Source organism: Bradyrhizobium sp. USDA 326 (genome assembly GCF_049739485.1).
Taxonomy (GTDB): domain Bacteria; phylum Pseudomonadota; class Alphaproteobacteria; order Rhizobiales; family Xanthobacteraceae; genus Bradyrhizobium.
Window position 1 is genome coordinate 2832074 of record NZ_JBMGQA010000001.1, and the last position, 20525, is coordinate 2852598.

Annotated in this window: 19 protein-coding genes; 10 read left to right on the forward strand and 9 right to left on the reverse strand. The window is 61.8% G+C overall.

Features of this window, described 5'->3' with window-relative positions; translation table 11 throughout:
* The first annotated feature begins 63 nt into the window (after window positions 1–63).
* On the forward strand, window positions 64–1335 hold the full coding sequence (locus ABIG06_RS13545; protein WP_370137043.1) for a DUF2157 domain-containing protein: 1272 nt from the start codon (window positions 64–66) through the stop codon (window positions 1333–1335).
* A complete protein-coding gene (locus ABIG06_RS13550) occupies window positions 1332–1946 on the forward strand; it encodes a GDYXXLXY domain-containing protein (RefSeq protein WP_370137044.1) in 615 nt (204 codons plus the stop codon). Before ABIG06_RS13545 ends, ABIG06_RS13550 begins: the two co-directional genes overlap by 4 nt.
* 264 nt (window positions 1947–2210) lie before the next feature.
* Here the strand turns inward: ABIG06_RS13550 and ABIG06_RS13555 are convergent, their stop codons facing one another.
* Genes ABIG06_RS13555 through ABIG06_RS13570 form a run of 4 tightly spaced genes read right to left on the reverse strand, consistent with a single transcriptional unit; the run spans window position 2211 to window position 7132 of the window.
* Window positions 2211–3179: a hypothetical protein gene (locus ABIG06_RS13555; RefSeq protein ID WP_370137046.1), complete on the reverse strand. Its 969-nt coding sequence runs from the start codon at window positions 3177–3179 to the stop codon at window positions 2211–2213.
* Window positions 3169–5034, reverse strand: coding sequence for a hypothetical protein (locus ABIG06_RS13560; RefSeq protein WP_370137048.1), 1866 nt, complete (start codon window positions 5032–5034; stop codon window positions 3169–3171). The genes ABIG06_RS13555 and ABIG06_RS13560 overlap by 11 nt, the downstream gene beginning before the upstream one ends.
* Window positions 5035–6315, reverse strand: coding sequence for a metallophosphoesterase family protein (locus ABIG06_RS13565; RefSeq protein ID WP_370137050.1), 1281 nt, complete (start codon window positions 6313–6315; stop codon window positions 5035–5037).
* Window positions 6308–7132 (reverse strand): DNA adenine methylase, encoded by an 825-nt coding sequence (locus tag ABIG06_RS13570; protein ID WP_370137052.1) that lies wholly within the window; start codon window positions 7130–7132, stop codon window positions 6308–6310. The genes ABIG06_RS13565 and ABIG06_RS13570 overlap by 8 nt, the downstream gene beginning before the upstream one ends.
* Window positions 7133–7485: 353 nt before the next feature.
* On the opposite strand from ABIG06_RS13570, the gene ABIG06_RS13575 reads away from it, so the two are divergent.
* Complete coding sequence (locus ABIG06_RS13575) at window positions 7486–7938, forward strand: hypothetical protein (protein ID WP_370137054.1); 453 nt, start codon at window positions 7486–7488, stop codon at window positions 7936–7938.
* 283 nt (window positions 7939–8221) lie between these two features.
* On the forward strand, window positions 8222–9082 hold the full coding sequence (locus tag ABIG06_RS13580) for a DMT family transporter (protein WP_370137055.1): 861 nt from the start codon (window positions 8222–8224) through the stop codon (window positions 9080–9082).
* Window positions 9083–9092: 10 nt separating this feature from the next.
* Here ABIG06_RS13580 and ABIG06_RS13585 read toward each other — a convergent pair whose 3' ends face one another.
* Entirely contained in the window at window positions 9093–10307 is a 1215-nt protein-coding gene (locus ABIG06_RS13585; protein ID WP_370137058.1) for an EAL domain-containing response regulator, read from the reverse strand.
* Window positions 10308–10664: 357 nt separating this feature from the next.
* Here ABIG06_RS13585 and ABIG06_RS13590 point away from each other — a divergent pair, with 357 nt between their 5' ends.
* Window positions 10665–11111: a hypothetical protein gene (locus tag ABIG06_RS13590; protein ID WP_370137060.1), complete on the forward strand. Its 447-nt coding sequence runs from the start codon at window positions 10665–10667 to the stop codon at window positions 11109–11111.
* Here the strand turns inward: ABIG06_RS13590 and ABIG06_RS13595 are convergent.
* Complete coding sequence (locus tag ABIG06_RS13595; RefSeq protein WP_370137062.1) at window positions 11108–12271, reverse strand: hypothetical protein; 1164 nt, start codon at window positions 12269–12271, stop codon at window positions 11108–11110. The two genes, ABIG06_RS13590 and ABIG06_RS13595, sit on opposite strands and share 4 nt — an antisense overlap.
* Before the next feature lie 324 nt (window positions 12272–12595).
* Here ABIG06_RS13595 and ABIG06_RS13600 point away from each other — a divergent pair, with 324 nt between their 5' ends.
* Window positions 12596–13219, forward strand: coding sequence for a helix-turn-helix transcriptional regulator (locus ABIG06_RS13600; protein WP_124163580.1), 624 nt, complete (start codon window positions 12596–12598; stop codon window positions 13217–13219).
* 72 nt (window positions 13220–13291) lie between these two features.
* Here ABIG06_RS13600 and ABIG06_RS13605 read toward each other — a convergent pair whose 3' ends face one another.
* The 3 genes from ABIG06_RS13605 to ABIG06_RS13615 form a co-directional block, all read right to left on the reverse strand.
* Window positions 13292–13540 carry a hypothetical protein gene (locus tag ABIG06_RS13605; RefSeq protein ID WP_124163581.1) on the reverse strand — a complete coding sequence of 83 codons (249 nt, stop codon included), beginning with the start codon at window positions 13538–13540 and terminating at the stop codon, window positions 13292–13294.
* Between the two features lie 201 nt (window positions 13541–13741).
* Window positions 13742–14119, reverse strand: coding sequence for an Hpt domain-containing protein (locus ABIG06_RS13610; RefSeq protein WP_370137065.1), 378 nt, complete (start codon window positions 14117–14119; stop codon window positions 13742–13744).
* Window positions 14120–14276: 157 nt separating this feature from the next.
* Complete coding sequence (locus tag ABIG06_RS13615; protein ID WP_370140836.1) at window positions 14277–14975, reverse strand: Crp/Fnr family transcriptional regulator; 699 nt, start codon at window positions 14973–14975, stop codon at window positions 14277–14279.
* A 902-nt stretch (window positions 14976–15877) separates the two neighbouring features.
* Between ABIG06_RS13615 and ABIG06_RS13620 the strand changes: the two genes are divergently transcribed.
* The 4 genes from ABIG06_RS13620 to ABIG06_RS13635 are packed head-to-tail and all read left to right on the forward strand — an operon-like array spanning window position 15878 to window position 20525.
* A complete protein-coding gene (locus ABIG06_RS13620; protein ID WP_424578297.1) occupies window positions 15878–18664 on the forward strand; it encodes a hybrid sensor histidine kinase/response regulator in 2787 nt (928 codons plus the stop codon).
* Between the two features lie 29 nt (window positions 18665–18693).
* Window positions 18694–19167 carry a chemotaxis protein CheW gene (locus ABIG06_RS13625; RefSeq protein ID WP_370137069.1) on the forward strand — a complete coding sequence of 158 codons (474 nt, stop codon included), beginning with the start codon at window positions 18694–18696 and terminating at the stop codon, window positions 19165–19167.
* Window positions 19168–19199: 32 nt separating this feature from the next.
* Window positions 19200–19586 (forward strand): response regulator, encoded by a 387-nt coding sequence (locus ABIG06_RS13630; protein WP_028181013.1) that lies wholly within the window; start codon window positions 19200–19202, stop codon window positions 19584–19586.
* Window positions 19587–19646: 60 nt separating this feature from the next.
* A complete protein-coding gene (locus tag ABIG06_RS13635) occupies window positions 19647–20525 on the forward strand; it encodes a CheR family methyltransferase (RefSeq protein ID WP_370137072.1) in 879 nt (292 codons plus the stop codon).

Below are 20525 nucleotides of genomic sequence, written 5' to 3' on the forward strand. Positions count from 1 at the left end.
CGCCCGCACGATCCGACCTAGCAAGGTCCCGCCATCCGGCGGGAGCCAGGTAATCCCAGGACGATGTTCGACAAATCCTACCGGCAGCGCCTCGAAGCCGATCTTGCGCAATGGGAGGCGGATGGCGTGATTGCGCCGGCGGCGGCCGCCTCCATCCGCAATGCGCTGCCGCCGCTCTCGCCCGGCATCAACATCGCCGTGGTCGTCGCCATCGTCGGCGGCCTCTTGATCGCAGCCGCGTTCCTCGCCTTCGTGGCGGCGCACTGGACGGAGATCGCGCGGCTGTTGCGGTTTGCGATCCTGCTCGCCGGCATGGTCGTCGCAGGCAGCCTCGGCGCCTGGTTCGCTGCGACCGGCCGCACCGTTCTCGCCGATCTCTGCGCCAGCATCGGGGCGATCATTTTCGGTGCGGGCATCGCACTGGTCGGGCAGATGTACCATCTCGGCGAGGATTTTGCCGGCGGCATGCTGTTATGGTCGATCGGCGCGTTTGCCGCGGCCCTGCTGACCGGCTCGCGCGGTGCGCTCGCGGTCGGCCTCGCCGCCGCCGGCATCTGGACCTGCATGCGGACTTACGATGCGCCCGATGTCCTGCATCTTCCGTTCGTGGCGGTCTGGCTGGTCGCAGCAAGCGTCGCCTTCGCCTGGAATTCGCGCGCGGCGGCTCATCTCGTCGCTCTGGCCGTGCTGCCGTGGTGGATTGCCACATCGCTCCGCTTTGATTTCGCTGGAGCCCAACCGTCATTCGTGCTCGCAAACGGTGCGGCCCTGTTGTTCGGCGCCGGGCTCGCCATCGCCGCCGCACCCTCGCCGAGGGCGCTTGGCCTCGGAACAGTTCTGTCGATCTACGGCGCGTTGTCGCTGGCCGGCGCCGCCGTGCTGGAGGTGACGACCGTCGACGACATCATCCGCCTCCGGACCGCCAGGGTGCCGGCCCAGCCGCTTTGGGCGATCCTGTGCGGCGTTGCCGGCGTGATCCTTGCGCTCGTGTCCGCCGCAATCACCAGGCGCCCGGGCGAAGTCCTGGCAGGATGCGCGATCGCCCTCGTGCTGGTCGCGGCGCCGCTCTGGCCCGCATCCACGGCCGGCGAGCCCTGGCTCGCCTATGCCGCGCTGCTCTGCGCCATGCTGTGCCTCGTCGTCTCAGGCATGCTCGACGATGTGCGCCCGCGCATCGTCGCCGGCTGGCTCGGCATCGCCGGTGTGGTCGCGGGCATCACCTGGGCCGTGAAGGGCTCGCTGCTGCGCCGCTCGGCCTTCCTTGCCGCCGCGGGCGTGGTGGCCGTCCTGTTCGCAACCGCGCTCAATCGCATGCTGCCGAGGGCCGGGCGATGAGCGAGATGATCGCGTCCGTCACCGGGCTCTGGCAGCGCATCCCGAAAGCCGCGCTGTTCGCCGCCGCCATCCTGATTCAATGTGCGCTGCTGGTCCTGATGGTCGCCGACCGCATGCAGATCCTGCGCGAAGGCACGGAGGTCACCCTGCAGACCCAGCCGGTCGATCCCCGCGATCTCCTGCGCGGCGACTATGTCGTGCTCCGCTACGACATCTCGCAAGTGCCGGCCGGCGCGCTCGCCGGCAAGGTAGCCGACGCACGCAATCCGGTCGTGTTCGTCAAGCTCGCGCCCGCTGACGGCGGCGTCTATCAGGCCGTCTCGGTGCATGCCGAGCCCGTCGCGGTCACCAGGCCCGAAGTGCTGATCCGCGGCCGCGTCGCCAATTACGGCGGGTCCTGCGGCGACGACCGGCGAAGGTTCTGCGACAAGCTGCCGATCAAGTATGGCCTCGAAAGCTATTTCGTGCCTGAAGGCGAGGGCAGGAAGCTCGAGCAGGCGCGCAACCAGCAGAAGCTGCGGGTCGTCGCCGCCGTGCTGCCCTCGGGACGTGCGGCGATCAAGCGGCTGCTGCTCGACGGCGAGCCGGTGTACGAGGAGCCGTTGTATTAGGGAGAAGGGCTTTAGGATAGATCGATGGCCGGCGCGTTCGTGCACCTCTGGCGCTTGCGGAAGGGCCGCAGCCTCTCAATGGCGCCTTCAGGTCAGATGGCAGAGTGGTTGAATGCACAGCACTCGAAATGCGGCGTAGGTGCAAGCCAAACGGGGGGTCGAATCCTCCCTCTCCGCCATCAAGACCGACAAAGCTAGCAAATCTCGATGGAACAATGGCTTCCGTGGATACGCGGAGTATGACCTATTATCTCACCCTTCTTCCTAACCTACGCGGAGTTCTGCTTCTCGTTCGAAGATTACCTTGACTGCCAACGTTTCTCCTGACGCCACCCGGTGAAAGAGAGGCTCAAGCGGGCCGCTGCTCATCCGCCAAACAGACACGTCGGGATATAGGTCGAGGGCGACGAGAAAGGTCATCAGTGCACAAAGCTTTGGTCCGGACGGTATAAAAACGAGCCGGTGCATAGTCCGAAGACCCAGCGCCAATGTACGGATTTTTTCGTATAGGAAGACCGGATTATATATGTCGTAGTTCAGACAGTTGATCTTCTCTGAAAGGGTTAATAGCTCGCGGTTGCTTGCCTTAACAGCATCATTGTAGCGAGGATCTCGGTTGACCGGCATGAGCATCCAAGCCTCGTCGGCTTCCATTTGGCTGTATGCCGAGATTGCGCGCCCCGCTTCATAGCCCAATCCTAGGATTAGAGCAGTTGGCTTGTTCGCTCCACGAGGCGCTCCTCCAAATACGTTTGAGACAGCTCCAAACTCGATGAGAGGTGGATACTCTCGCGGAGGCGGTTCAAATGCTGCTACCGCATACGTGAAGACGACCTCAACACGCCTTTTCCTTGATCCCATTATAGCAGCGAAGATGCCCGCCATCGTTTTTCGCGACATCGAGGATATGTCGACCACTAGTCGCGGTGAGTTATCTGCTATCCTAGCTATTTCGGTCTGGATGACTTCCTCAGCATCCAACGCTTCACTGTCTGGTCGTAGGTTCGAGGCGAGAAAGCCGAGGTCCTTTAATTCCAGATCGTTTCGACCATAGCTGCGAACCGAATTTGACATATAACGAAGTGCGATATTGCGCTTCGCTCTTTTAGAGAACTTCGTCGGGCAGTAAGGAGCCCGCGCCTCGTAGCCTATAATACCAACCCCAAGATCAAATGATTCCAGTAGAGCTTGATCAAACCCTATTGGCTCCACCAAGAGCATTCTATTCTTCATCGTTCTCGTCCTGGAAGAAATCTTGCTGGGCGCCCTGCGATTTTGGTCGCCTGGTATTGACGAGCCCGTCTAAATTGCGAGGCCTCCCAAGGATTAAGGGCAACAAATATTCAGGCGCGAAGAGATAGGCTAATCGAACACGCTTATCTGAGAGACCGTTAAGAAGGTAGCTACCTACGTAATCTCCCTCAAGCAACATTGCGCCTTCTCTAATTGCGAATCCCACCGCCTTTATCAATGCTTCGGGTGCAGCCTTGCTTATTGTGAACGACAAAACCGGATCTGGATTGAAGGCTCCTCCATGAACCTCCTGTCGAAAGAAACGCCCGAGGCGTTGGACCAAATCCGCGACGGATTTCATCTGGTAGCTCGCAGGATAGATAGCTTCGCCCTTGAGCACGGCCATGACCTGGTTTGAGACTTGGGTGATCGCTTCCAGCTGTAGCTCGGGTTTGACCCTCGCCGTTGTACGCGTGTACTCAGTTACAAGGGGGTCCAGAACGGCGAGTAGAAAGCGTGGATTATTATCACACATGTCGATGATATCTTGAGCTCCCGAATACACGGAGCCTCGTGTCTGCCGGCGGCGCGCGCGGGAGCCGGACTTCGCTATGTTTGAAGGTCGCGACTTTGGCAGGAAGGTACTCCGCAGAACCACGACACTCTGAATTTTACGAAAGATCGCGGCGCGGCGGTTTTCACTCATTTTGTAGAAGTCGTGGATGCCGATCTTCCTGTCGGAAAGAAACCGACGGAAGCTCGGATCTTGGTCAGCTAACGAAAGGAAATGTTCGAAAAATCTAGATCCTTCAGAATATCGTCCTGCCGCCTCGCCCCTGCTTCTGACATCCAAGGAGTCGCCCAGAACTTGCTCTAAGGAAACCCCCATAATATTTCGCCGCTCCAACAATGATTGAGCTAGCTGCCGCATAAAATCGGAACCTTGCTCCTTTTTCACGTTCCACAGTTCAACCACGGAGAAATCGTGCTGCATAATCGGCGCGTTAAAGGAGCGAAATGCCGAGATATCTTCGATAAACGGCACAGTCGCCAATTTGAAATAGAAGCTGGGATTTGAACCTCTCAGGTACGAAAACAGGAGGTTTCGAACGTCCTGGTGGGCCAACTCGAGCTCATCAAAGCAAAGACACCAAGGCGGGTCAGATAGGCCGGTCACTTCTCTGAAAATCGTGATCGCCTTTTCTATGGGGGTCAAAAACTCTGAGAAGATCCAGCGATGCCTTTTTGAAACCTCTTGTTCACTTTCGCCGGTGAAGCGCATCGCATTGGCGTCTTCGACTAGCCGGTCGATCCGACTGGCCAGAGAATGCTGAATGTCGACCACGCTTAGCGCTCTCCGAGCCGCTGAGATGGACTCAGAAAATTGTCTTGCGAAAGCGACCTCCGCTGACAAGGCATCGTCTAATCGAAACTCGCCCAACAGTGGGATTGATGCGAAAGATTGATCAAACAACTCAGCGATAGATCGGAGCACCGCTCGCAGCGTTTGGTTAGAGACTAGGGCGAGACGCGCGCGCGTTTGAAGTTCTTCACTTTGGAACTGCAGAGCAAAATCGTTTATCCGGGAACTCCAGTTGCGATCGTTAGACACGAAGGCGCTTACATAGTTGAGACTGAAATTTGATTTGGCCGCGCTTTCCCACCTTTCGAAAGCGGGCAACTTCAGCATTTTGAGGAGGGTGGTCTTGCCAGTCCCGCGCGCGCCCACAAGGAGTGAGTTCCCTGGCTGGATGAGTTGGCGAAACTGACTGGGCGCGATGAACGTGTCCGCGATCTGCGAAGGCGCTACATGGCGAGCGTTTAGGACATCGAAAATCGTTCGGGGTGTAGACATTTACGTTCCCCCTTCGTCGGCATGGGTGCACGCGAAGAGAAGTTTGGTCTTCTCCCTGGGACTTCTCCCCACGGATATTCCCTTCTGTTCGAGGCAATCCCTAAACTTCTCTCTCTCGCTGGGCAGGAGGAATGCGACATCGGGGTAAGCCTTGGCGATGTCGTCTTCCAGCATGATGACGTCACCGCCGCTCTCTGATGCGCGGGATTTCATTAGTGATGCGACTTGGTCCGCGAGAAAGGACGCCGGCAGTCTATTTCCAAAGCCACTTTGGGCGGGGATGGGGTCGTTCTCGCCGGCGGGATGCCAGCCTATGCCTAGATTCCAATTCCAAGCATTCACCCGCCCAAAAATGCCTGTACCTCGGCTCTCGATTTCCTGGAGATCAAACTGCAGTACGTAAAATTGATTAGGTGGCCGGCTTGGATAGAAATGAGTACTCAGTATAACGCCTACACTGCCAGCTGAAAATACGTATGCGCGATCAGTGTCGCCAGATGCCGCGTGGAAATGTGGGACATGGCGATGGCCGTGAATAACCATCCACGAGCCATACTTTCCCGAGCCGAGGATGTTCAGTAGACGGTCGCCCCGAACCATCCTTGATCCGTCGGTAAATGTTAGATCAGTAATGGTTTGAGGATGATGGTGAGTGAGCAGAATGTTTATTGGGCGTGGGGTGGATTGTTCAACTAGCTCAAGCAGCTTTGCTTCGGCTTCTTCAGAAAATCGCCCCTTAGTGTATTCGTCGGAGGACTCAAAGATGTAACCGTGACTAGCGCAGCTATTCAAAGTGATTACTTGGCAATGGCTGTCGGCATATTGGGCTATTTGGTCGGACCAATACCGTAGGCACTCTGCTTCGTTCGGCAACGGGAATCGAGGAATAAGGTCTCGAATCTTTGCATGAGGCGACGGGCTGACCCTAGTCGGATCGCTTCCCGCGGCGCGGCTATGTAGGTCGTGATTCCCTGCTGCGCCAATAAGCAGTTTGCACTTCATTGCTCGCGCAATTGATTGGAGTTTGTCCCAAGCATACTCCAATCCGGAGACGTCAGCTTTGTCAGAAAAATCACCCGGGCATAGTAGTAGGTCGACCTCGATCTTATGAGCGCTCACGTACTCTTCAAGATCGCGAAGGGGATTTCGATTCCGAGAAACTTCGGCCTGGGTAACCCATGAGGGCGGCGTTGCGTCGGCAGCGATTGAGGAAGCAGTGTAAGCGTGAATATCTGAGATGACTGCTACGCTATAGACTCGTTGCTGGGAGATTTCAGACATTCGTGATCAAGACCTCCTTAGCCAACTTTTCCCGTCTATCTCTGAAGCCCGCGATGTTGCCCAATCGCCAAGCGGTCTGAGTCCTCCAGCCTTTGGAAAGCATTTTCGCTTCGGGGGATGCCGCATAACTTACGACAAAGGCACTGCCTTGCTTATCGATCCACGCCATGAGACCACGCAGTCTCGCGATATCCTCGGTCCCGAAATCATCGTAGCGATACTGAAAAAAGATTCGCCGATTCCGCAGCGCAAACGGTGGATCAAGATAAACAAGATCGCCTGATTGGCAGTGGTTTTTGACAACACTCTCAAAATCACCTCTTACAATCTTTGCCCTTCTTAGGAGCCTTGCGGCCGAAGCCAGCTTCTCTTCGCTCGGGCATTTGCCAGCTCTGTCTCCGCCGTACGGCACGTTGAACTTTCCAGCCCTATTGAGGCGGAATATCCCGTTGAAGCAATTTGCGTTGAGGTAGATAAAATTTGCTGCAAGCTGGCAGTTGTCGCGCTCGGAAAGTGCTTGATCCCTCGCCTTGTAGTAGCCGTCCTCTGACCATTTGAGGCGCTGGAGCGTCTGAAAGACTTCGTGCGGTTCTCGACGTACCGCCTTGATCGTGCGGATTAGCAGCGGGTTTATATCGCTGAGAACGGCTGATTTGGGTTGGAGGTGAAAATACAACGCACACGAACCACAGAAGGGTTCGATGTAGCGGGAGAAGGGGGGCAAAATAGAGGTTATCGACGAAAGCATTTTTGATTTGCTTCCGGCCCAGCGCAAGAACTTCGGGTTCTCACTTCGATTGTAGGAGATCTCTGTCATACCAAGTCCAAAGCGGACCTCTGAGCGAATCTGAAACCTTCAAGAAAAGACAACAATTAATGGAACTTAAGCGATGGAGCAACCGTCGGCTGCTCTCCATCCCCGATTTGTCGCAGCAGGACGACGGGCGGGTTTGAGTTGCTAGGTCTGCAGCAGTGAGCCTAGCCGAGAGCTCGCGCCGCGGCGCGCTTGATCTGACACGGTGTTGTCGATGCCGGCCGCAATCGCCTTCCCGTAGACCTTGTCAACACGCGAAATCACCAAGATGATCGGCGCGTCGTAGCATCTGAGGCCTTCATGCGAAAATGCGAAGTCGCCGTGCTGGGTCTGGGGCTGATGGGCGGAGCAGCGCATTGCTGGATGCCGGCGTCGATGCGCTGGGCTTCGACCCTGTCGCAGCAGGTTCAGATCGAGGCTCGTCACATGGTTCATGTCGCATTTTCCGTCGCTTCAATTTCGAAAACCCCAACTACACCAGCCTGAGCGACGAGGCTCATGCTGGCTGGATTCGGCTGCAGACCGACAGCGGTCAAACGCTTCTGACGGAAACCCCTGTTTTGGACGCCGGCCGCCCCGGCTCCGCCATGGTGGCGTCCTTGCGCGCGGCCGCGATAGCGGAAGGGCGGCCGGATCCGATGTTGACCGCGGCTCAAGCGAACAAAGAATTCCGGCTTTCACTCCAGCCGACGACCGGGACGTCGTCGTGCAGGACGGACGCCTTCAAGAGAGCCGGGGCCAAAACCTTGCCTGTCCGACCTCCTGCGATGATGCCACTATGCTCCTGTTTTGCCCGACGAAGCAAATGACGGGAGGCGTTATTCGGAATGGACGACGACGACCGCGGCCGATTCTCGTCGGCTCACATGGGTACGCCGGACAGGCGTTTCAAACCACGCTCCCTCGACTTTTTGCCTCCCGAAACCCCGCCCGACCCGCCCCTCACCCAGCCCCCCACCTAACCCATTGATCTTGCAACCCCCGTCTACTGTGCATGGGGTTGTTTTCGCGCTTTTGTTATCCCATGCCATCACGCGAGGCGTTCAACCGCCCCGCAACCACCTCCTGGCCCCCCACCCAAGCGAGACCAACATGCACTCTTCGGCCAGCGGCTGGGGCAACGGGCTTCTCGGCGTCATCATCTTCAGCGGCTCGCTGCCGGCGACACGGGTGGCGGTTGGCGGCTTCTCGGCGCTGTTCCTGACCTCGGCGCGGGCGGTCATCGCGGCGCTGATCGGGGCAGTGGTGCTCGCCGTGCTCCGGCAGGCGCGGCCGCAGCGGGGTGATCTCGCCTCGCTTTCGATTGTCGCCATCGGCGTCGTGGTCGGCTTTCCCCTGCTGACGGCGCTCGCGCTGCAGCACATCACGTCGGCCCATTCGATCGTCTTCATCGGCCTTCTGCCATTGTCGACGGCGATCTTCGCCGTGCTGCGCGGCGGCGAGCGGCCGCAGCCGCTGTTCTGGCTGTTCGCGGGTCTCGGCAGCGCCACGGTGGCCGGCTTTGCCTTGTCCGGCGACGGATCGGCCTCGCTCACCGGCGATCTCCTGATGGTGGCGGCGATCGTGCTGTGCGGCCTCGGCTATGCCGAAGGCGCCGCGCTGTCGCGCCGCCTCGGCGGCTGGCAGGTGATCTCTTGGGCGCTGTTGCTCGCGCTGCCGTTGATGGCGGCGCTCGCGATTCTGACATGGCCGCCCGTCTGGAGCGGCGTCACTATGCCCGCCTGGATCGGGCTGGCCTACGTCTCCGTCTTCAGCATGTTCGTCGGCTTCATCTTCTGGTACCGCGGGCTCGCAATCGGAGGCATTGCCCGTGTCGGCCAGTTGCAGCAGCTGCAGCCGTTCTTCGGTCTCGCGCTCGCGGGCTTCCTGCTGCATGAGCCCGTCGCCTGGAGCATGATCGCCGCGACCGCGCTCGTGGTCGTCTGCGTCTTCTTCGCGCGGCGGTTCGCGTGAGGCCCGTGCCTCACGCCTCCCCCATCACGGTCCGCGTCAGCGCGCTCCTTGCAAACTTCTTCAGCGGCATCGGCTTGCCGAACAGAAAGCCCTGCACGAAGTCGAAGCCGAGCTCGTTTGCCGCGACGAGGTCGGCGCGGCTTTCGACGCCCTGCGCCACCGTGCGCGCGCCAAAGCCCTGCGCCAGCTCGACGATGTGACGGCACACCGTGCGCTTCAGCCGATCACTGCCGCTGCCGGTGACGAATTGTCGATCAGCCTTCAGCTTGACGAAGGGAATTCTGTCGAGCCCCATCAGCGACGGCCAGTTGGTGCCGAGATTGTCGATCGACAGGCCGATATTGTGCAGGCCCACCTCGCGCGCGACCTCGGTCAAGAGATCGACCTCGCGGATCGCCTCCTCGCTGTCGATCTCGACCGTCAGCCCGCCGAAGGCCGGATGCGTCGGCACGCGGCGGCAGAGATCCCGCACCGCCTGCGGTTCCCTCAGATAGGAGGCGGGGAGATTGATCGACAGATCGATCGGGCTTTGTTGCTCCAGAAGATAGTGCCAGTCCTGCACGGCGCGATCGATCACGAACTCCGACAGGCCGCGGAAATGCGGATCGTGCGGCTCCGGGATGAAATAGGCCGGCGGCACCACGCCCCAGGTCGGATGCCGCATCCGCACCAGCGCCTCGGCGCCGCTGCGGACGAGCGTGCGCGCGTCGATCTTGGGCTGGTACCAGAGTTCGAGCCAGCCAGCGTGCAAGGCCTCGCCGACATGCACCGCCGGGCTCGGCGCCGGCTCCTCCGGCAGCAGCATCGCAACACGCTCGCGCAGCGTCTCCGCGGCAAACGGCGTGGTGAGCGGCGGCAGCATCGCAAGGCCATATTCCTCACCGACCTGCCGCACGGCCTTGACGATGATCGACTCGCGGGCACCGACGGCGAGGACCCTGCCGGCAAATGCCTCGCGCACCAGGATTTCGAGGAATCGTCCCGGCTCGATGCCATCGGCGGCGACGCCGAGCAGGATCAGGTCCGGCAACTCGGTGGCGAGCACGGTCCGCAGCTCGTCGGCGCTGGCGCACTCGCAGGTGACGAAGCCGAGATCCTCGAGCACCTCGCTGAGAAAGGCGCGCAAGTGACGCTTGCTGTCGGCCACGCAGGCGCGCGGCGTCACCTTTCGCCGTCCGAAGGTCACAGGCCTTCGTACGGCGAGTTCAGTCGTCCCATCGTTCATCGTACACCACTCCCGTTCCGTGACGGTTTTTTAAACGGCGAGCGTGGGTTCAAATAAGGAGAGCTTCACTTCGTTCTTGAATAATTTGAGTAACGTTAAGCTCTGCAATTCGAGCTAATTTGTCGACAGAATCTTCAAAAAGAAACTGGCGTGACGAGACATCACGCGGGCGGCGACGGTCGAGGCGCGTGAAATGTCTCCCGCGCGCAATGGGCGTGCAACTTGCCAATCGACGGCGTCGCGCAATGCGGTTGCGCAGTCGCCGCGACACAGCGATGAGTCCGGCGGAGGATCAATTGCCGGCGATTATTTCGCGTCACGCCAGTCCGTGTGCTCGTTCAAGGAGCGCGGCTGGTCGTGTTTGTCGGCGTGGTCGGTGGTGCAATTGCGTTGCAGCGGCGACGTCTGCGCCATTGTCGTCGACGTGAGCGTCGGCGCGCGCACTGGCAACGCTACCATCATCAATCTCGTCGAGCCGAGCTCATCGGCATTCTACTTCCGCAGCTCTTGTCGCGCACCGGAGCGACCGCAGCACTGGAAGAATGCGTCTACCCGCCATGCGCGCATATCGCGCCTTCGCTCGTGACGGTTCTGCGAAAACGGGTCCGGGCCGGCGGCGGCGAATGTGAAGTGCATCACATGCACATTGCTGCACTTGCGCTATTGCTCCGCGCAGCCGGTGGTGGGCTGTCGAGGACTACAGCAATGACGATGCGGCGAATGATGTCTTGGTGGTTCAGATTCGTGGTGTCGGGGCGGTTTTTCGATCGCTTCCTGAGCCTGCCGCGCGCGCCGCGCGCCTAGTTCTGCCCGATCAGTTTGCGGAACGCCGCCGCACCGTCCTGCATCGCGTCGCGTCCCTTCCAGGCGAGATAAGTCAGCTTGCCGCCGAGCGTGTCGTGGCTGCGCAGCCGCCGCGATCCGAGAATATGGCCGACATTGGCGGGGAAGCGGCTCACCTCGGCGGATACCAGCGCCGCGATCGCGTCCATCAATTGCTGGAGGCGGACGCCCCATTCGCAGTGTTCGATGCGGTCGATGCGGACCTTGAGCGCATACTCGGTGTCATAGATCTCGGCGAGCAGGTCGCGGGCAACCAGCACCCGGTTGTTCCGGAGCGCGATACGAAGCGCGAGGCGCTTGTCGTCGAGCCGGTCGAGAACCATATGAACGACGCAGGCATAGGGCGTGGCGGCGACGTCTGCCGCGGCCTTGCTCGCAGCGGCCTTGGTGGCAAGCCGCACCAATTGCCAGGACGTCTTCAGACGTCGCGCGACCAGCGCCAACGCGAAGGGCAGCGCCTCGGGATGAGCTTTCTTGAAGGCGTCGAGCTGCATAGCGATCTGGACGACCTGGCCGTCGTCGAATTTCGCGATCCTCTCGGGCAGCTTCTCGTTGAACTTCGGTAGCGCATCGCCGGCGCGCAGCACATGCAGCATCTTCAAGACGTCATCGAAGGCGGTGCGCGAGGCCGTGTATTGCGCGAGCTTGGCGCGCGCCAGTTCGGTGCTCTCGGACGAGGTGAGGGTGCTCTCGAGGACCTTGACGACCTTGGTCTGGAAGGTCGACGCGATCTTCTGCACCTCCTTGGGGTTGTTGGCCGCGACCTGGTCGTTGACAGCCTTGATGTAGTCGCGCGCCATGGTCGGCAGCAGGTCGCGGCAGATCCACTCCCAGATCGGGGTGAGGGTGTTGCGCGAGATCCGCCCCATGTTGGCGTGCTCGGGCGCGCCGTCGATCAGCAGCAGCTCCAGCGGCGCGAAGAAATAGCGCGAAGGGCTGGTGGCGCGTGCCTGGGTCGATCCGTCCTTGCGGAACTCGGCGCGCAAGCGGGACTGGATGTCGGCCGATCCCGGCATGTCGATACCGCACAGTTCGAGCCGTTCGAGCTCGCTGAGCAGACAGCTGCGCGACAGCGGCGTCAGCCTCTGCAGGAATTCCGACAGTCGATCGATCTCGTTCATAGCACGCAATCTTTCGCAGCGTATCCCGCGGGCTCGCGGGCCCATGCGTGGAGGCATTTGCGCGCTCAACCTCCCTAGAGAAGCAAGTCGCCGTTAATTAATCCGTAAAACCCGGGGGACGGGCGGGCATCGGGGACCAAGAGGAGCCGTCCGACCGCTCAAGATCCGCGGCGGGAACTCAACCCCAGCGCGGTCGAGGGCGGCCGCACGCAAGCACAAATTGTGCCGAAGCCGCCTTTTCAGCGCAGAACTGCCCAAATCACCGTAGTCTTACGGAGAAGAAAGTTAAGCACAGACCCGCCCCGGTTCCGCTAAACGAGTGACATGGGGTCACAGAATGATACGGCCACTGATTCGCGGCCGTCGGAATGGGACGAAGGCGGCGCTGAGCGAGCTGAAGAGCGCGATTTCGTCCGTCTGAGCGCCGCCCGTGGCAAGGCGGCTGACGAAATGGCCGCTGCCATCGCCCGCGAGCTCAATGGCCCCCTGACTGCGCTCCTGCTCTACATGGGCGAGATCAAGCATCACAGCGATCAACTCGTGCCTGTTGCGGGCGATCGAGCCTATCTGCGGCGGGTGGTGGAGAACGCGCTGATACAGACCGAGCGCGTTTGCGGTCTGGTCAAGCAGCTTGCCGGCCCTGACAAGGGCGGCTTGCCGATTCCGTCCAGCACCGAGGAGGCGCAGTCGAAGGCCGCCCGCGCGCTGCAGCCGCCGCGCGCGCTGAGCGCCGAACTCGTCGGCCCGTCGGGCCAGAAACGGTTGACGAAGCGCGAGCGCGAGGTGCTGAGGCTGATCAGCGAAGGCTATTCGAACAAGCAGGGCGCGCTTCGCATGCAGATCAGTCCGCGCACCTTCGAGAGCCATCGCGCCGAGGCGATGCGCAAGCTCGGTGCGCGCAACACTGCGGATCTCGTCCGTGCGGCGCTGCTGCATTCGATCGATTGAGGCGGGCGCGTTGCGCCGCCGGCGAGCGGTGCGCCCGCGACATTTCTCGAGAGGCTCGGAAACCTGCCGCGGTCAGAAATAATCTTCGGCAAATGGGCGCGCGTGGGTGGCGGGACGCAGCGGCTTGATCTCTTCCTTCGGCGCGTTCGGAATGATCGTGATGATCCAGCGGGGAGGCACGCTCGATTCCTGCTCAAGCACCGAACGCACGAAGCCGGTCACGGTGGACCCCCCGGCCTTCACCGTCGCCATCCGGCCATTGAACTGTGCGATGCGGAAGCGACGAACCTCCTTCTGGTCGGCCGTCTCGTACTTGAACATTGGAAACCCTCCTGGTTTTCCAAGGACTATCGCCACCTATGATTAGCCATCTATGAAAATCCCAAACCGTAGAAGTACGGCGGGTTTGGCGCGGTCTGTGCCGGGGCGGCTTCGAGCGGAGTGGATGCCGGTTCGCGCGAGAACGCGTCAACGCGAGATGCTGCGCGATTTCCGTACGATTCCATAGAAAGGAAGATGGCTCTAGACCTGCGGCTCTTGCGCACGCGCGGCGGCATAGGCGGCATCCATCAGGTCCAGGAGAGCGTGGAAATCGGCCTCGCCGAGGCCCTGCGCGGTCTCCTCGAGCCGCAACGCCAGCGCGGCAAGCTTGAGATAGCCGAACGTCCCAGCCGCGCTCTTGAGCGAATGCGCCTCCCGCGCGATCCGCGCGTGGTGCTGCGCAAGCGAGAGCGTGCGGAACAGTTGCAGGCGCGCACAGGTCTCGCTCCAGAATACGTCGCGCACTTCACAGGCAGCATCCTCGCCGATCTCGCGGACCAGCGCTTCGTACGCGCCCGGCTCGCGCGCGGGGTCGGCATCGAGCGCCTTCCGCGCAGACGCGACGGTTACGTCAAACATGGCCTTGCCTGCCTTGAGCATCGTTCGTTGTCGCGCGGCACGTAACCGGCGCGAGGGCACATCCCGTGTCTACGGCATCCGAATTTCAGTTCCGGTAGCAGGATGGCCGGTGTTTGCAGGCCGATCTTAGCCGGCGGTTTACCACTCGCCCGGGGCTTCAGCGCGTGCCGAGCAGCCGGTCGTACTGGGCTTTCACGGTGGCGTAGCATTCGCACGCCGTCTGTCGCAGGCCATCCAGGTCGATGATCTGGATGTGTCCGCGGCTGTAGTGGATGAAATTGGCCTGCTGCAGGGAGTGGGCGACCAGCGACACGCTGTTGCGCCGCGCCCCGATCATCTGTGCCAGGGTCTCCTGGGTCAGCAGCAGTCGGGAGTCGCCCGACAGATCATGGGTGTGCAACAGGCACCGCGACAGCCGCGACTCCACCGGATGGGCCGCGTTGCAGCCCGCGGTCTGCTGCGCCTGGACGTAGACCGCCAACCCGTGGCGCGTCAGCGACGTGCGCAGGCTGCTGCTCTGGTCGGCGGCGATCCGCAGCGGGTCCAGATCCACCACCGACGCGACGCCGGGTACCTGCACAAGGGCGGTGTTCAACGCCGACGCCTCGCCCATGATCGAGAGCGTTCCGAGCAGGCTGTCGCGGCCGATCATGGCGACCTGCACATGCTCGTCCTTAGCCAACTCCACCACCAGCGAGATGACGCCACGGTGGGGAAAATAGGCACGCTTGAGCGTCTCGCCGGTCTGTACCAGCACCGCGTCATGGGGCAGATCAACCGTTCGCAGGTACGGACGGATCAATTCGTAGTCGTCCGCCGACAATGCGCTCAGAAAGCCGTTGGGTGGACGCGCCATCGTTTCCAAAGCTGCCTCCCCAGTACCTGCCCCCTCGAAACCGCGACGCGCGAAACCATGCCCTGCGCGGTGAGTTCATCATGTTCAGGCCGGGATATATTGGCAATTGAAATAGGTTGTCCGGCCGCGGCAATCGGTCCCTGCGGCGCTGTGTGCTTGCGAAACGATGCGCTTGCGGCAGCGACTGCACGGGAAGCTCCGATTCAAGCATGGAAGCAGTTCCGGGGAACATCACGACCGCGTTCCATCGGATGCCGTCGGCAAGTCCCCGGCTGTCATTTAGTTGTATGTTGAGAAAATACTACCTTAGAGATTGTGGCGCAGTCCAACAATTTTTGAGTGACGATCGTCAAGCCGGACTGTGCGCGCTTGAACACGAACAGTTCGATCCGGCGATCATCGACGTCGTCATGCCGCATTGCCTGGCAGGGCATCGCCGCGGCAGCGACATTGCCACGGCTGTGTGGCTAGGTTAGCGCCGCGCGAGCCGCTATGGCCGCAGGGTAAGAGTTCGTTTACCCCATGCGCGGACTGCGCACATCGGAGCGATGCTGCGAAACGCCGATCACGGGAGCATTGCTGGTTGCGGGCGGCTCGATCCAACCTCCCGCAGGCCGTCTCCAAATGCTCTTCACGAACAGGACTTTCCCGCGCGCCTCGCCCAGCTGTTGTCGGACCGTTTACCTCGCACATCGACTCGGTTGCGGCGTGGAGCCGGTTCTGCCGAAAAGCGCTGGGGCATGCCGACGAACCGCAAATTTCTCTTCAATATCCGTAGTAGGACGGAGGATGAAATTAACGGGACTGTGAAAGGGGATGTCTAACGATCGAGGAGAGGGCGTCCGTCCGTGCCAAGGGTGGCTCAGGCGTCCAGTTCAAGTCAGGTCAGTAAGGCGTAGCTCATGGATGATCTGTTGCGGGAGTTTTTGACGGAGACCAGCGAGAGCCTGGACACCGTGGACAATCAGCTGGTGAAGTTCGAGCAGGAGCCGAACAACGCCAAGATCCTGGATAACATCTTCCGCCTGGTCCACACCATCAAGGGCACCTGCGGCTTCCTCGGTTTGCCGCGGCTCGAAGCGCTGGCGCATGCCGGCGAGACCTTGATGGGCAAATTCCGCGACGGCATGCCGGTGACCGGGCAGGCGGTGACGGTGATCCTGTCCTCGATCGACCGCATCAAGGAGATCCTGGCTGGCCTGGAGGCGACCGAGGCCGAGCCCGAAGGCAACGACCGCGACCTCATCGACAAGCTGGAAGCGATGGTCGAGCAAGGCATGGCGGCAGGTGCAACTGCGGCCGCTCCTGTCGCTGACGCCCCGCCGCTGGCGCCGGAAGCACCGGCCGCCGCACCCGCCAAGGAGCTGACCACGGGCACGCTGATCGAGCAGACCCTGGAGCGCCCGTTGCGCCCGGGCGAGGTCTCGCTCGACGAGCTCGAGCGCGCCTTCCGCGAGACCGCGATCGAAGCGCCGGTGCCCGCGCCGGCTGCCAAGGCTGAAATAAAGGCTGAAGTGAAGGCTGAGCCCGCCCCCGAGGCGCCTGTCGCGAAGGAAGCAAAGCCCGCCAAGGAGAAGGCCGCGCCGAAGAAGTCGACGGCCGACGAGGGCGCCTCCGAGGGCGAGCGCATCGCCAACCAGTCGATCCGCGTCAACGTGGATACGCTGGAGCATCTGATGACCATGGTCTCCGAGCTGGTGCTGACCCGCAACCAGCTGCTGGAGATCTCGAGGCGCAACGAGGACACCGAGTTCAAGGTGCCGCTGCAGCGCCTGTCCAACGTCACCGCCGAGCTGCAGGAAGGCGTCATGAAGACGCGCATGCAGCCGATCGGCAATGCCTGGCAGAAGCTGCCCCGCATCGTCCGCGATCTGTCGAGCGAACTCGGCAAGCAGATCGAACTGGAGATGCACGGCGCCGACACCGAGCTCGACCGCCAGGTGCTCGATCTGATCAAGGACCCGCTCACCCACATGGTGCGCAACTCCGCCGATCATGGCCTGGAGACCCCCGCCGAGCGCCTCGCCAGCGGCAAGGGCGAGCAGGGCACCATTCGCCTGTCCGCCTATCACGAGGGCGGCCACATCATCATCTGCATCGCCGACAACGGCCGCGGCCTCAACACCGAGAAGATCAAGGCCAAGGCGATCTCCTCAGGTCTCGTCACCGAGGCCGAGCTGGAGAAGATGAGCGAAGCCCAGATCCACAAGTTCATCTTCGCGCCGGGCTTCTCCACCGCGGCCGCCGTCACCTCGGTGTCGGGCCGCGGCGTCGGCATGGACGTGGTGCGCACCAATATCGACCAGATCGGCGGCACCATCGACATCAAGAGCGTGGCCGGCGAAGGCTCATCCGTCACCATCAAGATCCCGCTGACGCTGGCCATCGTCTCGGCCCTGATCGTGGAAGCCGCCGGCGACCGCTTCGCCATCCCGCAGCTCTCGGTGGTGGAATTGGTGCGGGCCCGCGCCAACTCCGAGCACCGCATCGAGCGCATCAAGGACACCGCGGTCCTCAGGCTCCGCAACAAGCTGTTGCCGCTGATCCACCTGAAGAAGCTGCTCAAGATCGACGACGGCGCGGCCTCGGATCCCGAGAACGGCTTCATCGTGGTGACCCAGGTCGGCAGCCAGACGTTCGGCATCGTCGTCGACGGCGTGTTCCACACCGAAGAGATCGTGGTGAAGCCGATGTCGACAAAACTGCGCCACATCGACATGTTCTCCGGCAACACCATTCTCGGCGATGGCGCGGTGATCATGATCATCGATCCCAACGGCATTGCGAAAGCGCTCGGCGCCGCCGGTTCCTCGGCCCATGACATGGCCGACGAAGCGGCCGGCCATCACATCGGCAGCGGCGAGCAGACCACCTCGCTCCTGGTGTTCCGCGCCGGCTCGTCCCAGCCCAAGGCAGTCCCACTCGGGCTCGTCACCCGCCTGGAAGAGCTCCCCGCCGACAAGATCGAGTTCAGCAACGGCCGCTACATGGTGCAGTACCGCGAGCAGCTGATGCCGCTGGTGGCCATGGAAGGCGTCACCATCGCCAGCCAGGGCGTCCAGCCGATCCTGGTGTTCGCCGACGACGGCCGCTCCATGGGCCTCGTCGTCGACGAGATCATCGACATCGTCGAGGAGCGGCTCAACATCGAGGTCGGCGGCTCGTCCTCGGGCATCCTGGGCTCGGCCGTGATCAAGGGCCAGGCCACCGAGGTGATCGACGTCGGCCACTTCCTGCCCATGGCGTTCTCCGACTGGTTCACCCGCAAGGAGATGAAGCCGTCGATGCACTCGCAGTCGGTGTTGCTGGTCGACGACTCGGCCTTCTTCCGCAACATGCTGGCCCCGGTGCTCAAGGCCGCCGGCTACCGCGTCCGCACCGCGCCGACCGCGCAGGAGGGACTGGCTGCGCTCCGCGCCCAGAGCTTCGACGTGGTGCTGACCGACATCGAGATGCCCGACATGAACGGGTTCGAGTTCGCCGAAATGATCCGTTCCGACAACAACCTCGCCGCGACGCCGATCATCGGCCTGTCCGCGCTGGTGTCGCCGGCGGCGATCGAGCGCGGCCGTCAGGCCGGCTTCCACGACTATGTCGCCAAGTTCGACCGTCCCGGCCTGATCGCGGCGCTGAAGGAGCAGACCGCGGGCGCCGCCGGCGCTTCCGAGCTGAGCCGGGCCGCGGCTTGAGAGCAGGACAGGGACGAGGAGATACGCCTATGACCAGCAAGACCCAGTCCACCGAAGGCGCCATGGTCGAATACGTCACCGCGATGATCGGCGGCCAGCTGTTCGGCCTGCCGATCTCCCGCGTCCAGGACGTGTTCATGCCCGAGCGCGTCACCCGCGTTCCCCTGTCCTCGCGCGAGATCGCGGGCGTGTTGAACCTGCGCGGCCGCATCGTCACCGTGGTCGACATGCGCGCCCGTCTCGGCCTGCCCAGGGCCGAGGACGGCAAGGTGCCGATGGCGGTCGGCGTCGACCTGCGCGGCGAATCCTATGGCCTCTTGATCGACCAGATCGGCGAGGTGCTGCGCCTGCCCGAGGACGGCAAGGAGGAGAACCCGGTCAACCTCGACCCCCGCATGGCCAAGCTCGCCGGCGGCGTCCACCGCCTCGACGGCCAGCTCATGGTCGTCCTCGACGTCGATCGCGTCCTCGAGCTCGAAACCAAAACGCAAATGGCTGCCTGAACCGACGAAACCATCGAAGCCGGAGAAGCAAAATGAAGACGTGTTTGGTGGTCGATGACTCCAGCGTGGTGCGCAAGATCGCGCGCCGGATCCTGGAAGGACTGGAATTCGAAGTTACCGAGGCCGAGGACGGCGCGAAGGCGCTCGAAATCTGTCAGCGGCAGCTGCCCGATGCGGTGCTGCTCGACTGGAACATGCCCGTCATGGACGGCTTCGAGTTCATGGGCCACATGCGCCGCCTGCCCGGCGGCGACCAGCCCAAGGTGGTGTTCTGCACCACCGAGAACAACGTGGCTCATATTGCCCAGGCGCTCAGCGGCGGCGCCAACGAGTACATCATGAAGCCTTTCGACAAAGACATTATCGCCGACAAGTTCGCTGAAGTTGGTTTGATCCCGGTCGGACAAGCCATGGTCTGAGTGTGTCTGACCCGAGTGTTCGGGCCAGAGTGTTCCAGTACAGCTTCCGAGAGGCCATCCGTGACCCCGACCGAGTATGAGTATCTGCGTAAGTTCCTGAAGGACAGTTCCGGTCTCGACCTGTCCGCAGACAAGCAATATCTGATCGAAAGCCGGCTGCTGCCGCTCGCCCGCAAGGCCGGGCTCTCGGGTATCGCCGAACTGGTGCAGAAGCTGCAAGCCGGCTCGCGTACGCTGATCACCGACGTGGTCGAGGCGATGACCACGAACGAGACCTTCTTCTTCCGCGACAAGGTCCCGTTCGATCATTTCCGCGACCACATCATGCCCGAGATCATCAAGGCGCGGGCCGGCCGCCGCAGCGTGCGGATCTGGTGCGCCGCCGGCTCGACCGGGCAGGAGCCTTATTCGCTGGCGATGTGCCTGAAGGAGATGGGCGCGGCCCTCACCGGTTGGCGGGTCGAAATCATCGCGACCGACCTGTCGCAAGAGGTGTTGGAAAAGGCGAGAGCCGGCGTCTACAGCCAGTTCGAGGTGCAGCGCGGCCTGCCGATCCAGATGCTGGTCAAATATTTCAAGCAGACCGGCGAGACCTGGCAGATCAATCCCGAATTGCGGGCGATGATTCAGCATCGCCAGCTCAACCTGCTGCACGATTTTGCCCAGCTCGGCACCTTCGACGTCATCTTCTGCCGCAACGTGCTGATCTATTTCGACCAGGACACCAAGATCAACATCTTCAACCGGCTGGCACGCCACATCGAGCCGGACGGCTTCCTGGTGCTGGGCGCCGCCGAAACCGTGGTCGGACTGACCGATACGTTCAAGCCGATTCCGGAGCGGCGCGGCCTCTACAAGCCGAACGATCCGCGTGCGGCAGCAGCCAGGCCGGCTCTCGCCGCAGCGACGCCACGCATGGTGGCGATGGCGGGACAATAA

Excerpts from the sequence above, each read along its gene's own strand:
- ABIG06_RS13545 (WP_370137043.1), top strand. The coding sequence starts at position 64 with ATGTTCGACAAATCCTACCGGCAGCGCCTCGAAGCCGATCTTGCGCAA.
- ABIG06_RS13550 (WP_370137044.1), top strand. The coding sequence starts at position 1,332 with ATGAGCGAGATGATCGCGTCCGTCACCGGGCTCTGGCAGCGCATCCCG.
- ABIG06_RS13555 (WP_370137046.1), bottom strand. The coding sequence starts at position 3,179 with ATGAAGAATAGAATGCTCTTGGTGGAGCCAATAGGGTTTGATCAAGCT.
- ABIG06_RS13560 (WP_370137048.1), bottom strand. The coding sequence starts at position 5,034 with ATGTCTACACCCCGAACGATTTTCGATGTCCTAAACGCTCGCCATGTA.
- ABIG06_RS13565 (WP_370137050.1), bottom strand. The coding sequence starts at position 6,315 with ATGTCTGAAATCTCCCAGCAACGAGTCTATAGCGTAGCAGTCATCTCA.
- ABIG06_RS13570 (WP_370137052.1), bottom strand. The coding sequence starts at position 7,132 with ATGACAGAGATCTCCTACAATCGAAGTGAGAACCCGAAGTTCTTGCGC.
- ABIG06_RS13580 (WP_370137055.1), top strand. The coding sequence starts at position 8,222 with ATGCACTCTTCGGCCAGCGGCTGGGGCAACGGGCTTCTCGGCGTCATC.
- ABIG06_RS13585 (WP_370137058.1), bottom strand. The coding sequence starts at position 10,307 with ATGAACGATGGGACGACTGAACTCGCCGTACGAAGGCCTGTGACCTTC.
- ABIG06_RS13595 (WP_370137062.1), bottom strand. The coding sequence starts at position 12,271 with ATGAACGAGATCGATCGACTGTCGGAATTCCTGCAGAGGCTGACGCCG.
- ABIG06_RS13600 (WP_124163580.1), top strand. The coding sequence starts at position 12,596 with ATGGGGTCACAGAATGATACGGCCACTGATTCGCGGCCGTCGGAATGG.
- ABIG06_RS13605 (WP_124163581.1), bottom strand. The coding sequence starts at position 13,540 with ATGTTCAAGTACGAGACGGCCGACCAGAAGGAGGTTCGTCGCTTCCGC.
- ABIG06_RS13610 (WP_370137065.1), bottom strand. The coding sequence starts at position 14,119 with ATGTTTGACGTAACCGTCGCGTCTGCGCGGAAGGCGCTCGATGCCGAC.
- ABIG06_RS13615 (WP_370140836.1), bottom strand. The coding sequence starts at position 14,975 with ATGGCGCGTCCACCCAACGGCTTTCTGAGCGCATTGTCGGCGGACGAC.
- ABIG06_RS13620 (WP_424578297.1), top strand. The coding sequence starts at position 15,878 with ATGGATGATCTGTTGCGGGAGTTTTTGACGGAGACCAGCGAGAGCCTG.
- ABIG06_RS13625 (WP_370137069.1), top strand. The coding sequence starts at position 18,694 with ATGACCAGCAAGACCCAGTCCACCGAAGGCGCCATGGTCGAATACGTC.
- ABIG06_RS13630 (WP_028181013.1), top strand. The coding sequence starts at position 19,200 with ATGAAGACGTGTTTGGTGGTCGATGACTCCAGCGTGGTGCGCAAGATC.